Origin of the sequence: Nitrosomonas sp. Nm51 (assembly GCF_900111165.1) — a bacterium.
Lineage (GTDB): Bacteria > Pseudomonadota > Gammaproteobacteria > Burkholderiales > Nitrosomonadaceae > Nitrosomonas.
Window position 1 is genome coordinate 119,555 of the sequence record NZ_FOGH01000001.1, and the last position, 19,203, is coordinate 138,757.

Annotated in this window: 20 protein-coding genes; 11 read left to right on the forward strand and 9 right to left on the reverse strand. The window is 49.5% G+C overall.

Annotated elements, in window-relative coordinates; genetic code table 11:
• Positions 1-17: 17 nt before the first annotated feature.
• The 3 genes from motB to BMY60_RS00545 all read right to left on the reverse strand — a co-directional run bounded on the left by motB (position 18) and on the right by BMY60_RS00545 (position 2,704).
• On the reverse strand, positions 18-956 hold the full coding sequence (motB, locus tag BMY60_RS00535) for a flagellar motor protein MotB (RefSeq protein WP_090330365.1): 939 nt from the start codon (positions 954-956) through the stop codon (positions 18-20).
• Between the two features lie 42 nt (positions 957-998).
• On the reverse strand, positions 999-1,859 hold the full coding sequence (motA, locus tag BMY60_RS00540; RefSeq protein ID WP_090330366.1) for a flagellar motor stator protein MotA: 861 nt from the start codon (positions 1,857-1,859) through the stop codon (positions 999-1,001).
• Between the two features lie 437 nt (positions 1,860-2,296).
• Complete coding sequence (locus tag BMY60_RS00545; protein WP_218141587.1) at positions 2,297-2,704, reverse strand: hypothetical protein; 408 nt, start codon at positions 2,702-2,704, stop codon at positions 2,297-2,299.
• 342 nt (positions 2,705-3,046) lie between these two features.
• Between BMY60_RS00545 and BMY60_RS00555 the strand changes: the two genes are divergently transcribed.
• Positions 3,047-3,424, forward strand: coding sequence for a hypothetical protein (locus BMY60_RS00555; protein ID WP_090330368.1), 378 nt, complete (start codon positions 3,047-3,049; stop codon positions 3,422-3,424).
• 57 nt (positions 3,425-3,481) lie between these two features.
• On the opposite strand, the gene BMY60_RS00560 is transcribed toward BMY60_RS00555, so the two are convergent.
• From BMY60_RS00560 to BMY60_RS00575, 4 genes are all read right to left on the reverse strand, one after another.
• The gene (locus tag BMY60_RS00560; RefSeq protein WP_090330370.1) at positions 3,482-5,017 is read right to left on the reverse strand and encodes a recombinase family protein; all 1,536 of its coding nucleotides are present in this window, start codon (positions 5,015-5,017) and stop codon (positions 3,482-3,484) included.
• Positions 5,014-5,379, reverse strand: a complete 366-nt coding sequence (locus BMY60_RS00565; RefSeq protein ID WP_256250595.1) for a hypothetical protein — start codon at positions 5,377-5,379, stop codon at positions 5,014-5,016. The genes BMY60_RS00560 and BMY60_RS00565 overlap by 4 nt, the downstream gene beginning before the upstream one ends.
• A 105-nt stretch (positions 5,380-5,484) precedes the next feature.
• The gene (locus BMY60_RS16520) at positions 5,485-5,706 is read right to left on the reverse strand and encodes a type II toxin-antitoxin system RelE/ParE family toxin (protein ID WP_371264173.1); all 222 of its coding nucleotides are present in this window, start codon (positions 5,704-5,706) and stop codon (positions 5,485-5,487) included.
• A 23-nt stretch (positions 5,707-5,729) separates the two neighbouring features.
• The gene (locus tag BMY60_RS00575) at positions 5,730-6,017 is read right to left on the reverse strand and encodes a type II toxin-antitoxin system ParD family antitoxin (protein ID WP_090330371.1); all 288 of its coding nucleotides are present in this window, start codon (positions 6,015-6,017) and stop codon (positions 5,730-5,732) included.
• A gap of 447 nt (positions 6,018-6,464) precedes the next feature.
• Between BMY60_RS00575 and BMY60_RS00580 the strand changes: the two genes are divergently transcribed.
• The 10 genes from BMY60_RS00580 (at position 6,465) to BMY60_RS00635 (ending at position 16,701) form a co-directional block, all read left to right on the forward strand.
• Positions 6,465-6,695: a type II toxin-antitoxin system MazE family antitoxin gene (locus BMY60_RS00580; RefSeq protein WP_090330373.1), complete on the forward strand. Its 231-nt coding sequence runs from the start codon at positions 6,465-6,467 to the stop codon at positions 6,693-6,695.
• Positions 6,688-7,029: a type II toxin-antitoxin system PemK/MazF family toxin gene (locus BMY60_RS00585; RefSeq protein ID WP_090330374.1), complete on the forward strand. Its 342-nt coding sequence runs from the start codon at positions 6,688-6,690 to the stop codon at positions 7,027-7,029. Before BMY60_RS00580 ends, BMY60_RS00585 begins: the two co-directional genes overlap by 8 nt.
• A 164-nt stretch (positions 7,030-7,193) precedes the next feature.
• Complete coding sequence (locus tag BMY60_RS00590; protein ID WP_090330375.1) at positions 7,194-9,077, forward strand: NACHT domain-containing protein; 1,884 nt, start codon at positions 7,194-7,196, stop codon at positions 9,075-9,077.
• Positions 9,071-9,841, forward strand: coding sequence for a formylglycine-generating enzyme family protein (locus BMY60_RS00595; RefSeq protein ID WP_256250608.1), 771 nt, complete (start codon positions 9,071-9,073; stop codon positions 9,839-9,841). The genes BMY60_RS00590 and BMY60_RS00595 overlap by 7 nt, the downstream gene beginning before the upstream one ends.
• A gap of 436 nt (positions 9,842-10,277) precedes the next feature.
• A complete protein-coding gene (locus BMY60_RS00600) occupies positions 10,278-11,672 on the forward strand; it encodes a glutamine synthetase family protein (protein ID WP_218141588.1) in 1,395 nt (464 codons plus the stop codon).
• 276 nt (positions 11,673-11,948) lie between these two features.
• On the forward strand, positions 11,949-13,340 hold the full coding sequence (locus BMY60_RS00610) for an aldehyde dehydrogenase family protein (protein WP_090330380.1): 1,392 nt from the start codon (positions 11,949-11,951) through the stop codon (positions 13,338-13,340).
• A gap of 10 nt (positions 13,341-13,350) precedes the next feature.
• Positions 13,351-14,514, forward strand: coding sequence for an iron-containing alcohol dehydrogenase (locus BMY60_RS00615; RefSeq protein WP_090330382.1), 1,164 nt, complete (start codon positions 13,351-13,353; stop codon positions 14,512-14,514).
• A 37-nt stretch (positions 14,515-14,551) separates the two neighbouring features.
• Positions 14,552-15,268: a glutamine amidotransferase-related protein gene (locus tag BMY60_RS00620; protein WP_090330383.1), complete on the forward strand. Its 717-nt coding sequence runs from the start codon at positions 14,552-14,554 to the stop codon at positions 15,266-15,268.
• Positions 15,269-15,361: 93 nt separating this feature from the next.
• Entirely contained in the window at positions 15,362-15,730 is a 369-nt protein-coding gene (locus BMY60_RS00625; RefSeq protein WP_090330384.1) for a VOC family protein, read from the forward strand.
• A gap of 638 nt (positions 15,731-16,368) precedes the next feature.
• Positions 16,369-16,701, forward strand: coding sequence for a BON domain-containing protein (locus BMY60_RS00635; protein WP_090330387.1), 333 nt, complete (start codon positions 16,369-16,371; stop codon positions 16,699-16,701).
• A gap of 139 nt (positions 16,702-16,840) precedes the next feature.
• Here the strand turns inward: BMY60_RS00635 and dapD are convergent, their stop codons facing one another.
• Together dapD and dapC are read right to left on the reverse strand one after the other, a co-directional pair.
• A complete protein-coding gene (gene dapD, locus BMY60_RS00640; protein WP_090330389.1) occupies positions 16,841-17,662 on the reverse strand; it encodes a 2,3,4,5-tetrahydropyridine-2,6-dicarboxylate N-succinyltransferase in 822 nt (273 codons plus the stop codon).
• A 78-nt stretch (positions 17,663-17,740) separates the two neighbouring features.
• The gene (gene dapC / locus BMY60_RS00645; protein WP_090330390.1) at positions 17,741-18,946 is read right to left on the reverse strand and encodes a succinyldiaminopimelate transaminase; all 1,206 of its coding nucleotides are present in this window, start codon (positions 18,944-18,946) and stop codon (positions 17,741-17,743) included.
• Between the last annotated feature and the right edge of the window lie 257 nt (positions 18,947-19,203).

Consider the following 19,203-nt stretch of genomic DNA (forward strand, 5'->3'; position numbering starts at 1 on the left):
ATCTGAAAAATCTTAAGTTAATCTTGCAGTGAAATGGCTGGTTTCAAAAGTATCGGTGCGTCTAAATTTGTTTTTCCATCTATGTGCACTGTTTCATTTTCATGCGTAATTGCTTTTTCAGCTTTTTCATTCATGACAATGATGCTGATACGGCGGTTAATCGGATTAAAAGGATCTTCCTTATCAAATAACACTGCCGACGATAATCCGACTACGCGCAATATTTTGTCTGCATCCATTCCACCGGTAATCAATTCTCTTCGGGATGCATTGGCTCGGTCAGCGGATAACTCCCAGTTACTGTAGCCCTTGTCGCCGGTTGGAAACGGCGTTGCATCCGTATGCCCCGAAAGACTGATCTTGTTTGAAACATCGTTCAGCATTTTCCCAATTTCATGCAGAATGACTTTTGTGTACGGTTGCAAATCTGCGCGTCCACTTGCAAACATTGGACGGTTCTGTTCGTCCACAATTTGAATACGCAGTCCTTCCGTAGTAATATCCAGTAACAACTGGTTTTTAAATCGCTTTAAAAGTGGATTGGCGTCAATGGCTTTTTCCAGGTTAATTTTCAGCTGATTGAGGCGCTGCAACTCCAGACGCTCGCGTTCGGCTTGGGCTGCTTTCAAGTCCAGTACTTCCTTGACAGTTTCGCCTTTTTTTACCTGACCGCTGCTCCGGGATAAATCGGTGCCGCCGCCTTTTATAATGCTAGTAGCATCGCCTACACTTGAACCGCCAAACATGGCAACTTTCAAAGGTGTTCTGAAATATTCGGAAATGCCCTCCAGGTCGCCTTGAGAAGCCGATCCCAGCAGCCACATCAGCAGGAAGAATGCCATCATCGCTGTTACAAAGTCTGCGTAGGCAATTTTCCATGCGCCACCGTGATGTCCGCCAGCAACTTTTTTTATGCGCTTGATAACAATAGGACGTTGAGAAAGATCTTCAACCATGCATGACCTCGTTTTTTGTAGTTCCGGGCTTCATTACACGTGTTATTCAGCCTTGCTTTTTTTCACGTGTTCTTCAAGTTCCATGAATGATGGCCGCTCGGTGGAGAATAAAACCTTTCGGCCAAACTCAACAGCCAGAACGGGCGAGTAGCCATTCAGATTGGCTAATAGAGTGATTTTGATACATTCAAGTAGTTTGCTTGATTCATGTAACTGATGTTCCAGCTTGGCCGCCAATGGACTGACAAAACCATAAGCAAGCAAAATACCTAAAAAAGTCCCAACCAATGCCGCAGCAATCAATATGCCCAGTTCACTGGGTGGTAAATGCACGGATTCCATGGTGTGAACAACCCCCATGACTGCGGCGATAATACCAAAGGCCGGTAAGCCGTCTCCCAGTTTTGCTATACAATGAATCGGCACTTCACCTTCCTGATGATGCGTTTCGAGTTCGCTGTCCATGAGATTTTCAATTTCTAATGCATTCAGGTTTCCGCTAACCATCAAACGCAGATAATCAGTAATGAATTCTGTTACATGGTGGTCAGCCAAAATCGTTGGGTATTTTGTGAAAATCGGACTGTTTTGTGGGTCATCGACATCCGCCTCGATTGACATCAATCCTTCTTTGCGGATTTTTCCCAGGATTTCATAGAGTAATGTCATTAGCTCCATGTATACGGCCTTGGTATATTTCGAGCTCTTGAGAACGCCGGGAAGGCCCTTAAGAGTCGCCTTAAGCGCTTTGCTGGAGTTGCCGACAACGAAAGCGCCAATTGCGCCACCGCCTATCATCAATACTTCAACCGGTTGCCATAATGAGGCCAAATGTCCGCCTGCAAGCGCAAAACCGCCAAAAATAGATATTAGGATAATGATATAGCCAACGATAACTAACATTGCAGAAAGTCCCTGGAGTAAATAAACAGTCAAGGTTCAAAAATCTCTGCAAAATTAGCACAGGCAGCTGGAAATAAAGGAATGAGAAAGCCGGCAATTAACCCGTATTTTTACTGAGTTTTTATGTCATCAGTAAAAAACGATTAAGAATCATTGGGATGAAGTCTGAGCCGATAGATTATCGAAACTGTCCAGTTTTGCAATCGGTTATTATTCAACATCGTGATTGATAGATAAATGCCGTAGCTGGTAAAAGCAGTTCATCGTGGCGATTATTTGGCTTGCGCATCATGTGTGGTCGTGTGTGGAGATTTTGTCAGGTCATGGGCGGAATCAGAATGGTCTGTCCGGACGATTTCGATTGAAAATCGGACATAAAAAAACCCACCGAAGTGGGTTTTAAAATTGACTATAAGAGCTGTTATAACATCTATTTTTTAGCTTTTGGTATTGCCCGATTCCGCAAGGACCGGTTGAGAACTATGCTCCCCGGCCATTTTTTTGTGGTAGGCTGCTTTCTCCAGACTCTCCTCGGCTGCTTTTTCAAATTCTTGGATTTTATACTTCACATGCTTTTTAATATCCCGCCCACGTTTTCCCAGGTAGCTGCTGCGTGATCTTTTTTTCAACGTTTCGATTTGCTCTTCAATTTTGCCGTACATCTCGTTGGCTTGTTCCTCATAATGGCGCGCCAGTGCTGCGTGATCTGCTTTGCCGGTGCTTTCTAATGCAGTCGAATTTGACACGTCATTCTGTCCTGTAGCAAAAGCACTCATAGGTAGAACAATGCACATAAATACCAAAACAGTCACAGCAGCGGAGATTTTTATCGTTACATTTCTCATGATCACGCTCCTTTAACGATCCTATAAATAAAACTGTGAGTCTAAACAATATAAAGTGTTAAAAAAACCGGGGTGACCATTATTCTTAACTAAGTGAAACCATTAGGATGGTGCGTAATCTGATTCAGACTGCAGCGTGTAACTGCAACACGCAACAGGATGTGCAGATTATTAGCCGTATCAATACAAAGCTCCAATGTGTAAAAAAGCGGCAAGTCAAAAAAGTAACAGTATGTGTCTGTGGGATTTTTCACTGTGTCATTATTCAACTGCTGGTACCCTGAATATCGTAAATAGTAGAAGGATTTCAATGAAAAACACATGTTGACAGGAGTGCCGATCATGAACGTAAGAAACTTGTATTTCCATTTTTTCACCGTGCTTTTAGGCATGGTATTGATCATACCGCCGGTAGCGGCGGAAGCTGCAAAATATGACGCCAAAAATAAAGCTTTTTACAGCCAGTTGTCTTGCAAGGCTTCGACACGCGCAGTTGTCGCGCTTGCCGAATCGATGGAAGCCAGAGGTTTTTCGCAGCTCGATTTTAACAAGGTGATTATTGAAGCGCTGCAAGGAACTGCACTAAGTCCCAATGGCCCCCGCTGGGAATGCTGCAGGGCCTGTGTTGATAATGACCAGCCCAATGATTCAGCGGCATGCCAGTGCTGTGATGGATTGGGCGATAATGTGATTGATATTCAGGATGTTGAGAAGCACTGATACACGCGAATAAAATACAGAAGGGCGCTGTAACCGGACCGGCACTTGTGGTTTGAATCAATTTGTCAGCACCATTTTTGAATTGTTGGTATCTACCCCCTCCAAAAGCGAGAAGGGAAGCGCTTTTTGGGGAGTTCGATAACCTTCTTTTTTGCAATATTGGATTGGCTCGCTAAAAGCGAGTTTCAGAACTATTCTTTTGTGCTCTAACTTATCGGAAGCCCAGAGTTTCTGTGGGTTTGATAAAAACGAAAGTGCAGTTCGAAAAGTTTCATCAAACGAAGCTAGCGGACGACCACATTTCGCAATTTTTTCATCCAAAATGATCTTTTCTTCCTCCAGTTTTCGGATTTTCTTCTCGTAAGCCGTAATTAGCGTATCACTGTCCGTTTCAGTAATTCGGTCAAAAAACTGTTCGGCCTTGCGCTCAATTTGCAAGATATTGCGGCGGATGCCCTCGGCTTCCTGTTTGGCTGCTTCGTATCTAGCATTCCACAAATCGGTAAAAATATCAGCAGATAGGAGAAGCATTTCCTTAGATGACCTCATTTCACCGAGTAGTTTCTCAAAATCACTTTCCACTTGTTCACGGCGAATAGATTTTCCGTACAGATCGCACCGCGTACCGTCATCATGTTTGCCGTGACATAAATAATAGGCATAAAGTCCGCCCGTACCCCGCGACCAGCAAGACGTCATGGGGTTACCGCAAGACGCACAAGCCACAAACCCACGTAGTGGAAAATCTTCATTAATATCCTTGCGCACTGGCGCCTTGGCTTTGCCATTTAGACGTTCCTGTATTTTCTGGTAGGTTTCATAACTGATCAACGGTTCGTGGTGAGCTTTGATAAGGTTGATATTCCAGTCCGGTTTATCCAGATACCCGGCATAAATGATATTGGTCAGAATATTTTTAACCCGTTGTAGATGAACTTCACCGGATTTGTCTTTTGGGAAGTGCGGTGAGCTTTCTAGAAAACGTTTGATCTCGCCTTGTGTTTCAAAACGCCCCGAAGCAAATCCGCCCAATGCTTCAGTCATCACAGATGCACAAGGTTCATCACGTACCAGTAATTTGCCGTGTTTACCCACCTTGTCGTAACGGTAGCCAGTCGGCGCATTAAACACGTTATAGCCATTCATCATCCGCGCCCGCATCCGGTTTTGTACCTGTTCGGCATTCTTTTCACGCTGATGTGCGGCAACAGACGCCAATAGATGCTCGACCAAACGACTGTCGGAATCGTCGCCGAACTCGATGGATGGCGATTCCAATTTACCACCTGCATCGTTAATCGCGGTGCGCAAATGAATATGGGTTTCGATATCACGTGCCAAACGGCTAATATCGTCGATAATCACTACCGGTTTATCGGCCTTGCGTTTCTTAATGTATGACAGCATCGCCTTCATATTCGGACGATCCAGCAATTTGCCGGACAGTCCTTCATCACGGAATACGTCAATCACGTCATAGCCCTTATGTTTGGCGTATTCGCGGCAGCGTGTTTCTTGGCTGGCAAGGCCGTGACCCTCGGTCACTTGCTTGGAGCTGGAAATGCGGCAATAAATAACGGCCTGTTGTGTCATGATCGAGGCTCCTTATTGTTCTGACTGTTGCGATCCCTAGAATCTATCACGCGGTTTTGCTCTTGCAAAGATTTTCGGTTTTTCTCATCCACGGCCTGCTGAACCGGGTGTTTGCCAAATGCCGCAGAAACAAACTCCCCCATGATCGCGTATATAAAACGAATAACCTTTTCTTCTTGTTCTTTACCTAGCTTAAGCGGCGCAAGATGTTTGCGGTATTTTTCGATATTCAGTGACATAGTAATTCCTTTCAATGTACAAACCGTATGGCATGCACATTCAATATTGATAACAGGATGGAGTGTAAGGGCATGCACCGAAAGTTTCGGGCGGCTGATGAGATGCGTTATAAAAAAACGCATGGGCGGTCATGCTGATAAAGCTGTAGCAAATATTTTTCTTAAATACAAGAAAATATTCCTACTATTGGCATATTGAATGCAAGTGTATGACTATGTATGGGATGGTTAAAACTGAGTTTTGGTATCTTCATGTCCCAAGATACGCATAATCTCAATAGCATCGCCATCAATACGGTAATAGATGGAATGACTGCCGTAGACGCTACGTCGATATCCGGCACAAATATGATCAACAGCTTGCCAGAGACGCGGTGCTTCTACCAATTCCTGAAACCTCTGAATTAACCCGTCATAATATCGGTCGGCCTGTTCCAAGCCGAAAGTCAGGACACCATATTCATAAAGACGATCTAAATCTTCATCTGCTGTCTGGCTGAGCCTATAAACTTGCCATTATCTTTTAACCGCTTCTTTACAGCCTTCCTGATGTCATCAGGAGTACGATCGCTAAAACCGCTTCCTTCTGCTTTGATCAGTGCTTCACGAATGATCTCAATCTCGGAATTCCGGGATTGTTCCCGTCTGATCAAATCACGCAACAGTTCGCTGTCATTGCCATAGTGACCACTGGCTATTTGCGATTTAATCCATTCTTCCTGTTGATCTGTTACCGTAATGGTTTTTTTAATCATCACCATAGCGTCATACCTTTATAAAAATATCCGATATAATCCTACTATATCGGATAATATAGGCAAATGAAAGAAAAATTTGTTCACCCTTGATGCTCGTGTCAGTGTTCTGGTTGTTACCGGGGACGTACACTCTCAAAGATCAGCGAATAAATTCCAATCGATCATACGATTGAGCTCTTCAAGCGGATCTTCCAGCTTGCTTAGCTGTTCATAGCGATTCTCAAGGTCAAAAAAACTGAGTTGCGTGATTGAATCCTGTATCAGTAAATATGTATATTTTTAGAGATGCCCTTATGTGGCTTCTTTTCTTAGGAAGAGAAGGGGCCTGTTGAGGATACGTGCAAAATGTTGTCACTTTGCGATCACCAGTGGTCTTCTATACGAATTATCTGGACAATAATCATATCATAATGCATGATGGATAGTATGATTTATTAGATGATGAGTAATATGATGCATAGGACAACAATCACTCTTAATGACAGTAATTTCACATTTTTAAATAGTGTTGCTGGTAACAACCGCAGTGCGTATATCAACCATCTCTTGGAGCAACAACGGAAAATTGTTTTAAAGGAAAAGCTTCTCAAGGCCAACCAGGAAGAAGCAGAAGATGAAAATTATCAAAATGAGTTACAGGAATGGAACAGCACAGCATCTGATGGTTTAGCGAATGACTGATTACAAGCAGCTTGATATTTACTGGGTTGATCTTGAACCAACCAAAGGTGCAGAAACTCAAAAACTTAGACCGTGTGTCATTATTCAGGGTGATTTTGTAAATATAGAATCAAAGACCTTAATTGTTGCACCGTTGCTTCCAGAGCATAAATCATGGCCGTTTGCAGTAAACTTGGAACCGACCAAGGCAAATGGGCTTGATAAAAAGCGTCATATCAATTTGAAGCAATTACGGGCGATTGATATTTTGCGGATCAGACGGAAACAGGGAAAACTCGAAAGTCAATATATTGATCCCATCAAGGGTGCTTTAACAATTGTGTTTGATCTGTGATCTTATATGAATAATGGTTTCAGGGTGCGCATCGCGTTTTGTGTGTTTTATGTTAAAAAATTGGCGTGAGTTGATAAAAACTGATTCAGCGGGTCTGTTTCAGCGGATTGTCGACAAGGCGGCTTTTTTCTTAAACTACAGCAAACTGTTCAAAGTCGGTGAATATGACAGACCAGACAACGAATAATAATGCGAATCGTGGCAGTGTCAGTGTCGGGCAAAATTATGCACCGATTACAGTCACAAACCATTTTGTGACTCAATCCGGTCTGACCGAAGAGGCGATCAGAAAGCTGGAGATGCAATATCTGCGGCGGCTGATCGCCGATTGCGGCGGTTTGGACTGGCTCTCCCTGATGAATCTGGAAGAAGGGGAAGGCGGCATGTGTCTGGACGCGGTTTATACCGAATTGCTCACGGAGTTCCGTGATAAGCAGGAATTGCCCGCATCCAGGGAAGACGTAAACGAAGAAGACCCGGTCAGGCAGGGGCGCTTGTCAGCCGTCGAACTGTTGAATCGTGAGCCGCGGCTGGTGCTGCTGGGCGATCCGGGCAGCGGCAAAAGCGCGTTTGTCAATTTCGTGGCGCTGTGTCTGGCTGGCGAGCAATTGGGCGATTCGGTCAATTTAATGACATTGACACAGCCGTTACCGGATGAAGACGGCCGGCCACAAACGCGTAAAGTTGACGCATCCCGGGTGGAAGTACGGCAGGACTGGAGCCAGGGCGTATTCATTCCACTGCGAATCATTTTGCGTGATTTCTCCGCTTCCGCTAGTTTCCCGAATGATCACGACATGCCCGAAACCCATCATTTGCTCGAGTTTCTGCAATCGGACTTGAAGCGCAAAGGGTGTGAAGCCTATTTCAAGGTGCTGGAGGAACATCTGCGAAACGGGCAGGTGCTGGTCATGCTGGATGGACTGGATGAAGTGCCGCGGGCTGGTGACAGGCGCAAACACCTGGTGGCCTGTATCGACGGTTTTGTTAAAAGCTTCGGAGCCTGCCGGTATCTGGTGACCTGCCGTCCGTATGCGTACCGCGACCGGGAGTGGCAATTGCCGGGGTTCGCTTCCGGTAAGCTGGCCGCATTTGAACGCGGCCAGATCATCCGCTTTATCGAGCGCTGGTACGACCGCCTGCCTGCACTGGACAGAGCAACAACTGCCGAACGCGGAAAAGAATTGCAACACAAGGTATTGGGCCGTCCCGATTCGCGGGATTTGGCCAGGCGTCCGCTGTTGCTGAGTCTGATTGCTTGTTTGCATGCCTACCATCATGAATGGCCCGAGCGGCGAGCCGACCTGTATGAAAGCCTGTTGAAATTGCTGGTGAATAAATGGGAGAAAGCCCGTTTTAACGTGGCCGATGGCGATGCCGGCAAAGCCCGGCAACTGGCGCAGGCCAGCCTGGCGGAATTTTTGCAGATCGGACAGGATGCGATTCGAAAAGTGCTTGAAAAACTGGCATTCCAGGCGCATACCCAGCAGGGCGGACAGCAGGATACCGCTGATATTGCCGCAAAAGAGCTTAAAGATGCGTTAAGCGATGAAGCAGAGGATGTCAATGTTGCGGAGCTGTTTGAATATCTGCGTGACCGGGTCGGTATTTTGTATCAGCGTGGGGGCAGTAACGAACAGGACGCTGTTTATACCTTCCCGCACCGCAGCTTTCAGGAATATCTGTCTGCGGCCTATCTGCGCCGGGAAGAAAAAGCGTTGTTCAATTTGTTTCCAAAGCAGTCCGCCGATCTGGTGGATGACACCTGGCAGGAATTGATCGCGCAACTGGCCCGGGCCGATCCGGACCGCTGGCGTGAAGTGGTGATATTAGCTGGCGGCATTCGGGTGCTGTGTGAACCTGGCCCGGTATGGAGGTTGTTGCAGGCGCTGACAGAACGCGATGGCTATCAAGAGCTGTCCAGATGTGAGGCGTGGGGTTTCCGCCTGGCAGGTGAAATCCTGGCGGAGAGCGTGGCGTTGAGCGACCTGAATCCCAAGCGGGAAAAATATTCAACCGGATACAGTGTGTTTTGCCTGAGGTGCTGATAACACCGCACCTGCCGGTATTGGAACGGGTAGCGATCGGCCGTTATCTGGCGAAGATCGGCGATCTACGCCCGGAAGTGTCTAACGTGGATGCCATGCGGTTTTGTCATGTGCCTGCTGGGCCGTTTTTCATGGGAAAAGGGGCGTATGACAATGAGAATGAAGCGTGGTTGTTGGGAGAAACACCCTCTGGCGAATACGACCTGAATTATGATTACTGGATCGCGCAGTATCCGGTGACGGTGTCGCAGTTTCGAATGTTTGCTGACGACAGCGGTTTTGAGCTGGGCGATACCGATGCCTTGAAGGCCGACAGTAACTTACCGGTTGTTTTGATTTCTCAACAGGAAGCGCTGGCTTTCTGCGACTGGCTGACGCGTCGTTGGCAGAAAAGTGGTGCGCTTCCCGAAGGATGGCGCGTGACCCTGCCGAACGAACCGGAATGGGAAAAAGCCGCGCGCGGCGGTCTGGATATGCCTGTCACACCCTTGGTGAACAGTATCGCAACGATTGCTTTTGAAAAACCTGCTGCCGGTTATGCGATGAAATCCAATTCTGAATCCCAGCGGCGTTATCCATGGGGTAATCTGATTGATGACAGTTATGCCAATTACCAGATGAATGCGGGCGGCATTTCGACACCCGGAATATATTCTGGCAATATCAGTCCCTATGGTTGTCATGATCTGGCGGGTAATGTCTGGGAGTGGACGCGTTCCGAAAAAGGTGATTATCCGTATCCGGCCGTGAATACGGCAGCCTAACAGCAACGGGAAAAGAATGATTTGTCCGTTTGCGTGTTGCGCGGCGGTGCGTTCGACTTCATCCACGACTGCGTGCGTTGTGCTGTGCGTTACGACCTCAGGCCGGACCTCCGGAACTACTATCTCGGGTTTCGTGTTGTTTTGTCCCCATATCGCTGATCGATGAAATCTCTGGACGATGAATCTCTGTTATGAGCGATGCAAAGCCACAGCAGATGCCCATTTTATCGCGCGATAATCGAGTACCGGTACCGAGACGATAAATTCAATCATCAGCCACTTTGCTCATTTTCCTGACAGTCGGGATAGTGTTCTGACAATGACACCGTTTTTCACGAAGATGTCATGATGCCGGTTTATTCTCAACCGATTTGTGTGTACGCTATCAACTTACAGCAGGGTAAAACAGCATAGTTTGACAGTTTGACAGGATACGTTGAAAACAACCGAGGTTGCCATGTTAAACCCCAGAGCAGTCAAAACCATCGAAGACGCGCGGCGGATCGTTAATGAACGCAATCTGTCGCATGTCAAAATCGGCATTTTCGATATCGACGGCGTGATGCGCGGCAAGTATCTTAGCGCGGACAAGTTTCTCGCGTCGCTGGTGGACGGGATTGCTTTCTGCGACGTGGTGCTGGGTTGGGATTCGAAGGATCAGCTGTACGACAATACTGCCTATACGGGCTGGCATACCGGCTACCCCGACGCGCCGGTGTGTATTGTCGTTGACAGCTGCCGCGAGATTCCGTTTGAAGAAAACACGTTGCTGTTTATCTGCGAATTTGCGCAGGAAGCGGCGTCGATCTGTCCGCGCAATCTGTTGCGGCGCGTGATTCAGCGTGCAAGCGACATGGGTTTTGATGTGTTTGCCGCGTTCGAGTATGAATTTTTCATGTTCAGGGAAACATCCGGGAGCGTGCGCGAAAAAAACTTCAGGAACCTGCAGCCGCTGACGCAAGGGTGGTTCGGATATTCGGTGCTGCGCAGCTCGGTGCACGCCGGTTTCATGGAACAGATCCTGCAAATGGCGCAGGCGATGGATTTTCCGATTGAAGGACTGCACGACGAAACCGGGCCGGGCGTGCTCGAAGCGGCGCTGGCGGTGGATCATGCCGGTGATGCGGCCGATAAGGCGGCGCTGTTTAAAACGTTCATGAAAGTGCTGGCGCAGCGCAATGACCTGATGGCAACGTTCATGGCGAAATGGTCGCCGGATTATCCCGGTCAGAGTGGGCATATCCATTTGTCGCTGCGTTACCGCAACGGAGGCCGTTCCGCGTTTTACGACGCGGATCAGGAGCATCAAATGAGCGTCACCCAACGCCATTTTCTGGCCGGGCAGCAGCGGCTGATGCCGGAGTTTCTGGCGATGGTTGCGCCGACTGTGAACAGTTATACCCGATTGATTCCGGGCGCGTGGGCGCCGACCGGCGCGACCTGTGGCGTGGAAAACCGCACCACGGCTTTGCGGGTGATTCCGGGCAGCGAGAAATCCCAACGTATCGAATACCGGATCGGCGCGGCCGACGGTAACCCGTATATTGCGCTGGCCGCGGCGCTGGCGTCCGGGCTGTACGGGGTGATGCAGCAGTGGGAACCGGAGCCGTTTATCAAAGGCAGTGCGTATCAGCATCAGCCGCCGTCGCATCTGGCGCTGCCTGCGATGCTATGGGACGCGGCGCAACGGCTCAAGCAGTCCGACGCCGCGCGCGAACTGTTCGGCGACGCGTTTGTCGACCATTTTGTGGCGACACGCGAATGGGAGGAGCGTCAGTTCCGCAAACACATTACCGAGTGGGAGCTGGAGCGGTATTTTGAAATTATCTAGAGGGTGTCGTCATGTGTTATGTACAATTATGCGCGCGCAGATTTTTGATGAATGTTTGTGAAAAGCGTGCAGAGCATAGCCATAGCTATGTTCAAGCGCTTTGAACAAACAGGTGCAAAAATATGCCGCGCCCCTCGGGTTTGTTTTTCGAACAAAATTATCGTCGTCTTTGCGCCTTGAATATGCTCTGGCATGTCATGCGGCACAAAAACCTGATCCTTTTGTCCGAAAAACAAACAGAATTGCACATAACACATGACGACACCCTCTAGAACCATGACAGAGATACGACAAACGATCAGCCCCATTGACGGCTCAGTCTACGCCGAACGCGCATTGGCCAGTAGCGGGCAGGTTGATGCGGCTTTGGCAAAGGCAAAACAGGCGCAGGCAGGCTGGCGCAGTATGCCGCTGGAAGAACGCAAGGCGCTGTGCAGCCGCGCGGTTGAGGCTTTTGCCGCCAACGAGGCGGTGATTGCCGAGGAACTGTGCTGGCAGATGGGCAGGCCGATCCGTTACGCCGCCAATGAGGTCGCCAGCTTTGCGCAGCGCTCGCGCTATATGATTTCCATTGCAGATGAAGCGCTCGCGCCGGTACGGGCCGGCGACAGGCCCGGCTTTATCCGCTACATCAAGCACGAGCCTGCCGGCAACGTGCTGGTGATCGCGCCGTGGAATTACCCGCTGCATACGCCGATTAATTCGATTATTCCGGCATTGCTGGCCGGCAACACGGTCATTCTCAAACATTCCGCGCAAACGCCGCTGTGCGCCGAACGGATTGCTGAGGCGTTTGCGCAGGCCGGTGTTCCGGAAGGCGTGTTTCAATATCTGCATATGTCGCATGCGGCTGTGGAGGATGTGATTCAGTCGGGGCAGGTTAATTTCATCGCTTTTACCGGTTCGGTGCCGGTCGGCGCGCGCATTGAACAACTGGCCGCCGGGCGTTTTATCGGCGTCGGGCTGGAACTGGGCGGCAAGGACCCGAGTTATATCCGCGCGGACGCGGATCTGGATTATGCCGTGGAGAATACGGTGGACGGTGCTTTTTTCAATTCCGGTCAATCCTGCTGCGGCATTGAGCGTATTTATGTGCATGCATCGATTTATGAGCGTTACGTTGAACAGTTTGTCAATCTGGTCAGCCAATACCGGCTGGGCCGCTCCGACGACCCCGAAACCACGCTGGGGCCGCTTGTCAATGCTCAAGCGGCGGCATTTGTCAGGGATCAGGTTAATGCGGCTGTCGCGCAGGGTGCCGTGGCGCATATCACGCCATCGGATTTTCCGCTGGATCAGGCTGGCACGCCCTATATGGCGCCGCAGGTGCTCACTGAGGTGAATCACGGCATGCGCGTGATGACCGAGGAAACCTTCGGGCCGGTTGCCGGGATTATGAAAGTGGATTCGGATGCACAGGCGGTAGCGCTGATGAACGATAGCATATACGGATTGACGGCATCGGTTTTTACCCGGGATATCGAAGCGGCCGAGGCACTGGGGCGACAGATCGAGACCGGCACCTTTTTTGTCAATCGCTGCGATTATCTCGATCCCGAACTGGCCTGGACCGGGGTAAAAAACACAGGGCGCGGTTGCACGCTGTCGAAACTGGGGTTTAATGCATTTACCCGCCCCAAGTCGTTTCATATCAAAATCGTATCGTAAGAGGCGCAACATGCCGGATCTACACGCCAACTGGAATTATCCCGCCGCAATCAGCCTCGGCATTAGCCGCATTCGGACACTGCCCGACGCCTGTAAACAGCAGGGCATGCAAGCGCCGCTGCTGGTCACCGATCCGGGTCTGGCGGCGTTGCCGTTTATTCAGGAAATTGTCGGCCGTTGCGATGCAGCCGGCGTACGTTGCACGATTTTTAGTGGCATCAAGGGTAATCCGACCGGCCAGAACGTCATGGACGGCGTTGCCGCTTATCATGCAGGCGGTCACGACGGTGTGATTGCCCTGGGGGGCGGTTCGGCGCTCGACGCCGGTAAAGTGGTCGCATTGATGGCCGGGCAGCAGCGTCCGTTGTGGGATTTCGAAGATTGCGGGGATAACTGGCAGCGTGTGAACGAAGCAGGCATGGCGCCCGTGATTGCCGTACCTACCACTGCCGGGACCGGCTCCGAAGTGGGCCGCGCGTCCGTAATCACCGACACCGAACAGCAGCGCAAGCGCATTATTTTTCACCCGAAAATGATGCCCGCTCAAGTGATTCTCGACCCGAAGCTGACTGTGTCGCTGTCCACGAAAATTACGGCTGCAACCGGCATGGATGCGCTGTCGCATAATCTGGAAGCGTATTGCGCGCCGTTTTATCATCCGATGGCCGACGGTATCGCCATGGAAGGCATGCGCCTGGTGAAGCAATATTTGCCGATTGCTGTTGCGCACGGAGAGGATCTGGAAGCGCGCACGCACATGCTGACCGCGTCAATGATGGGCGCGGCCGCTTTTCAAAAAGGCCTGGGCGGCATGCACGCCATCGCACATTCTCTGGGCGCGCTATACGATGCGCACCACGGACTGCTCAACGCCATACTGATGCCGTATATCCTCAAGGCGAACCAGGCGGCTATCGAAGACCGGATCGTACGCTTAACCGGTTTTTTAGCGCTCGATACAAATACTTTTAACGGTTTTATGGACTGGGTGCTGGCATTACGCGACCAGCTGGGCATACCGCGCAACCTGTCCATGATTGGCATCGATACGTCACAGGCCGAGCGGGTTGGAGAAATGGCTGTTGCCGACCCATCTGCGAGCGGTAATCCGGTAAACTTCAGCGCCGAACGCTACAGCGCTATTTTTGCCGATGCCGTTAATGGCAAGCTTTAGAGGTGTGCTTTAATTTGATGACGATGCATAATACAGTATGAACATAGGTATTTTACAGTGCGACCATGTGCGCGGAGAACTGCAGCCGAGATTCGGCGATTATCCGCAGATGATTACCGCGTTGTTTGCCAACGTAGCGGCGGAATATCAGTTCCGGGTGTTTCGCGTGCAGGCGTTCGAGTATCCCGGCAGCCTGGACGAGTGCGACGCCTATATCACCACCGGCAGCCGTCATGGCGTTAATGACGGACAACCGTGGATTCAGCGGCTGGAAGATTTTATTCGTCAACTGCACCAGGCGAAAAAGCGGTACGTGGGTATCTGCTTCGGTCACCAACTCATGATCAAGGCGCTTGGCGGCGAGGTCAGAAAGTCCGGCAAAGGCTGGGGAATCGGCGTGACGGTCAATCAGGTGGTACACACCAGACCCTGGATGCAACCGGTGCAACCGGCGCTGAATCTGGTCGCCAGCCATCAGGACCAGGTGGTCGCGTTGCCGCCGAATGTCGATATCGATGTGCTCGCCGGCAGTTCGTTCTGCCCTTATTACATGCTGGCTTGCGGCGATCATTTTTTAAGCGTCCAGGGGCACCCGGAGTTTATCAAGGATTACGCCAACGCACTGATGGAAATCCGTCGCAGCATCATTCCGGCAGAGCGTGTCGAGCGGGGGATTGCATCTCTGCAAAAAACACTGGATGATCAACCATTTGCACAATGGATGGTCAATTTTTTCAATGCACCGGGCCGCTGAGGCCTGAGGTCTGATGCCTTGTTTCATAAACCTGTCCGGCCATTTCTTATGGCCGGGCGTTAGTTAATGCAGCAACAATACTGGAGGCGCGATATGAAAAACCCGATTGGCTGGTTTGAAATTTATGTGGACGACATGGCAAAAGCAAAATCGTTTTACGAAACGGTGTTTGAATGCAAACTGGAGCCGTTGAATAGTCCGGATGTTGAATTATGGTGCTTTCCTGGCGATCAGAACGCATACGGCGCCATGGGCGCGCTGGTCAAAATGGAGGGCTGTCCGGCGGGCGGCAACAGCACGATCGTGTATTTTGCCTGCGACGACTGCGCAATCCAGCAGGCCCGGTCAGCCGAATACGGCGGCAAGGTACTTAAAGAAAAATTTTCTATCGGCGAATACGGCTTTATTGCGTTGGTGACGGATACCGAAGGCAACACGATCGGGTTGCATTCGATGAAGTGAATTGAACGTGCTCCCTATGCCGCAGAATAACTGCGTCTGCGAGCACGTTCAATTCAACACAGTTCGGCGTTTAAATTCCAGCAACTGATGCAATATCCGGGCTAAATGTGCGTTTCTTCCTGTGGTTGCCGCGAATAATTTGTGAGATGCGGTTTGATGACACGTCAATTTGCCGTGCGGGTCCCGTGCGTGTCATGCCAATTTCTGTTAATTCATCAGCGAGAAATTCGCCGGATAAGCGTTTAAAGCGATTACTGGATAATCAACCAGCGTTCAAGCGTATTGGCGGCATCCAGTATTCGGAGACGCTTTTCCGCCTGGCGCTTACGTTTAAAGCTCTTTATCATTCTTGACCCTGACATATATTAATGTAATACGTCAATCGTCAACATGATGCAATATTGGTGTCTGAAGAAAACCGGCCGTCGATTGACGGGTTTGTCTATGGTCCTGCAGAAGCACTATGATTCACTGTGCTATATTTGCCGGGCGTTGTCTTTAATATAATAAAACACAGCAGATGCATACAGAAGTGTAAAATGCGGTTAACTGCGCTGATTTGTATAATTGAAATATTTGTCTGAGTTATTTTAGTTTGGACATGAAGATATCTCTGAATATTATTAGGGAATAGGTCTATGTATAATCGCTATAAATCACCAATGCTGGCAATGATCGTAGGTGCATTCTTGTTGGCCGGCTGCGAAAATTATGCGGAAAGAACGCACGAATCGTGGGTCGAAAAACCGGCCGGTATTACTTATGATGATTCAACCATTTATGCCAGAATCTCTTACGAATTGAATACAGACCCAGACCTGGAAGGCAGCGATGTAGAACTCAAGGTTGATGATGGTAACGTACTGCTAACCGGAACTGTGGCGAATAATCACCAGATTACCAAAATCAATATGCTGTCCTGGATGGTTGACGGTGTCAAAGAGGTCGATAACCAGTTGTCTGTCAAGTGACTGAATCTTACAAACCCGGGAATGAAGTGGACGATCAAAAAGCGCGCCTGTCCGTTCCCGGCAGGCGCGCTTTATTCCGAAACAAGGAATAAGCGGATCGTTTGACAGCTTTACGATTTGGCGACTGCTCTACGGTCCGTTATATACCCCGCAACAATTCGTTTATTCCGGTTTTGGAGCGCGTTTTGGCGTCAACCTGTTTGACAATCACCGCGCAATAAAGGCTGTATTCCTTATTGGCTGAAGGCAGACTGCCTGAGACAACAACCGAACCGGGCGGGATGCGTCCAAACGTGACTTCTTTGGTCTCGCGATGATAGATTTTGGTGCTCTGTCCTATATATACACCCATAGAAATAACCGAATTTTCACCGACAATCACGCCTTCAACGATCTCGGAGCGTGCGCCGATAAAACAATTGTCTTCAATAATCGTCGGATTGGCTTGTACGGGTTCGAGCACGCCGCCGATGCCAACGCCACCGGATAAATGCACATTTTTGCCGATTTGTGCGCATGAACCGACCGTGGCCCAGGTATCAACCATTGTGCCCTCGTCGACATAAGCACCGATATTGACATACGACGGCATTAACACCACGTTGCTGGCAATGAACGCGCCTTTACGAACCGCGGCCGGCGGAACAACGCGGAAGCCGCCGTCGCGGAAATCGCGCGAGCTGTAGTCCGCGAATTTTGAGGGCACTTTGTCAAAATAATTGGAAAAGCCACCTTTGATAAAACTGTTGTCTTCAATGCGGAAAGACAGCAGCACGGCTTTTTTGATCCACTGATGGGTAACCCATTCACCGCCGATTTTTTCGGCAACACGCAGTTTGCCGCTGTCGAGCATATTCAGCACCTGTGCGATAGACTCCTTGAGATTGGCGCCTACATTGCGCGGGGTGATTTCGGCGCGGCGGTCAAATGCTTCTTCGATTGTGGCTTGCAGTTCTTTCATAGTTTTTCCTGATTTGATAGTAGAGTTTTATTGATGTTTCTGGCCAGGATCTTAATAATTTGCCAATTGTTAATACGCCTAAGCATAGCCCAGGTTGTTTAACAGACTTTTTATCCGGTCGATCGCTTCGGTGCATTCGTTCAGTGAAGCAACAAGCGCGATGCGTACATGATTTTCGCCCGGATTGACCCCGCGTACTTCACGGCCCAGGTAGCTGCCTGGCAATACGGTGACATTGTAATCGCGGCGCAGCCGTTTTGTGAATTCAGTATCGCTGACTGGCGTTTTGTACCACAGATAAAAGCCTGCGTCAGGCATTTGTGCTGCCGTTGCGCCGGATAACATGGTTGTTGCCTTGGAAAATTTCTGGGTGTACAAACGCCTGTTTTCCAACACATGGTTTTCATCATTCCAGGCGGCTATGCTGGCTGCCTGCGATGCGGGATTCATGGCGCAGCCATGATAGGTGCGATACAGTAAATATTTTTCCAGAATCTGTGCGTTACCTGCAACAAATCCTGAGCGTAATCCCGGTACGTTAGACCGTTTGGACAGACTGTTGAATACAACCAGCCGGGGAAATCCTGTGCGGCCCAATTGATGTGCGGCTGCCAGTGCGCCGAGTGGTGGCTGGTTTTCGTCGAAATAGATTTCGGAATAGCATTCATCGGCGGCAATGATGCAGCCGTGACGATCGGACAATTCAAAAAGCTGGCGCCATTCATCCAGCGACATGACGCCGCCTGTCGGATTGTTTGGATTACAGACATAAATCAGTTGCGTGCGCGGCCAGGCTGTACCGGGTAGTTGAGTGAAATCCAGTCTGAATGCCTTGTCCGCGGTGGTGTTGATATACTGCGGCGAGGCGCCGCCCAAGAATGCCGCGCCTTCGTATATCTGGTAAAAGGGGTTCGGACATACGACATAAGGCGCAGGCTTTGCCGTGGTGTCGATAACGGCCTGAGCGAATGAAAACAGAGCCTCACGGCTGCCGTTTACGGGAATAATTTCAATGTCCGGGTTGACTGCAGGCAGGTTAAACCGGCGCATGACCCAGTCAGCGATACTCTGACGCAGCTCGGGCGTACCCTGTGTCGTCGGATAATGTGACAACCTGTTTAAATGGTCTGCCACGGACTGGCGGATAAAATCCGGCGTTGCATGTTTGGGTTCGCCAATATGCAGATTAATCGGGTTTAAACCCGCCTTATGTGTGACACCATCAAACAGTTCTCGCAGTTTTTGAAATGGGTAAGGTTGCAAAAGATTGAGATTAGAATTCATGCTGTTGCGGATTCATCGCTGATATTTTATTGTACGTGACCAGCCACCAGTTACAGGATTCGGAAATTATACCGATCACTTTATGAATTGTTACCTGATTATAAAGCGTGTGTGCATGAATGGCCAATCCAAACACGTACTCAGGCAACCGGGTCTGTTGGACAAAAAACGATAAAACGCAGCTTTAACTGTTGGGGAGCCTTGGTCATTGGTGCTTGCGTGCAAGATTTGAAACCAATCATGCGTTTTCCGGCTTG

Coding starts and splice junctions, on each gene's coding strand:
- motB (WP_090330365.1), bottom strand. CDS start 956: ATGGTTGAAGATCTTTCTCAACGTCCTATTGTTATCAAGCGCATAAAA.
- motA (WP_090330366.1), bottom strand. CDS start 1,859: ATGTTAGTTATCGTTGGCTATATCATTATCCTAATATCTATTTTTGGC.
- BMY60_RS00545 (WP_218141587.1), bottom strand. CDS start 2,704: ATGAGAAATGTAACGATAAAAATCTCCGCTGCTGTGACTGTTTTGGTA.
- BMY60_RS00555 (WP_090330368.1), top strand. CDS start 3,047: ATGAACGTAAGAAACTTGTATTTCCATTTTTTCACCGTGCTTTTAGGC.
- BMY60_RS00560 (WP_090330370.1), bottom strand. CDS start 5,017: ATGACACAACAGGCCGTTATTTATTGCCGCATTTCCAGCTCCAAGCAA.
- BMY60_RS00565 (WP_256250595.1), bottom strand. CDS start 5,379: ATGCGTTTTTTTATAACGCATCTCATCAGCCGCCCGAAACTTTCGGTG.
- BMY60_RS00575 (WP_090330371.1), bottom strand. CDS start 6,017: ATGGTGATGATTAAAAAAACCATTACGGTAACAGATCAACAGGAAGAA.
- BMY60_RS00580 (WP_090330373.1), top strand. CDS start 6,465: ATGATGCATAGGACAACAATCACTCTTAATGACAGTAATTTCACATTT.
- BMY60_RS00585 (WP_090330374.1), top strand. CDS start 6,688: ATGACTGATTACAAGCAGCTTGATATTTACTGGGTTGATCTTGAACCA.
- BMY60_RS00590 (WP_090330375.1), top strand. CDS start 7,194: ATGACAGACCAGACAACGAATAATAATGCGAATCGTGGCAGTGTCAGT.
- BMY60_RS00610 (WP_090330380.1), top strand. CDS start 11,949: ATGACAGAGATACGACAAACGATCAGCCCCATTGACGGCTCAGTCTAC.
- BMY60_RS00615 (WP_090330382.1), top strand. CDS start 13,351: ATGCCGGATCTACACGCCAACTGGAATTATCCCGCCGCAATCAGCCTC.
- BMY60_RS00620 (WP_090330383.1), top strand. CDS start 14,552: ATGAACATAGGTATTTTACAGTGCGACCATGTGCGCGGAGAACTGCAG.
- BMY60_RS00625 (WP_090330384.1), top strand. CDS start 15,362: ATGAAAAACCCGATTGGCTGGTTTGAAATTTATGTGGACGACATGGCA.
- BMY60_RS00635 (WP_090330387.1), top strand. CDS start 16,369: ATGTATAATCGCTATAAATCACCAATGCTGGCAATGATCGTAGGTGCA.
- dapD (WP_090330389.1), bottom strand. CDS start 17,662: ATGAAAGAACTGCAAGCCACAATCGAAGAAGCATTTGACCGCCGCGCC.
- dapC (WP_090330390.1), bottom strand. CDS start 18,946: ATGAATTCTAATCTCAATCTTTTGCAACCTTACCCATTTCAAAAACTG.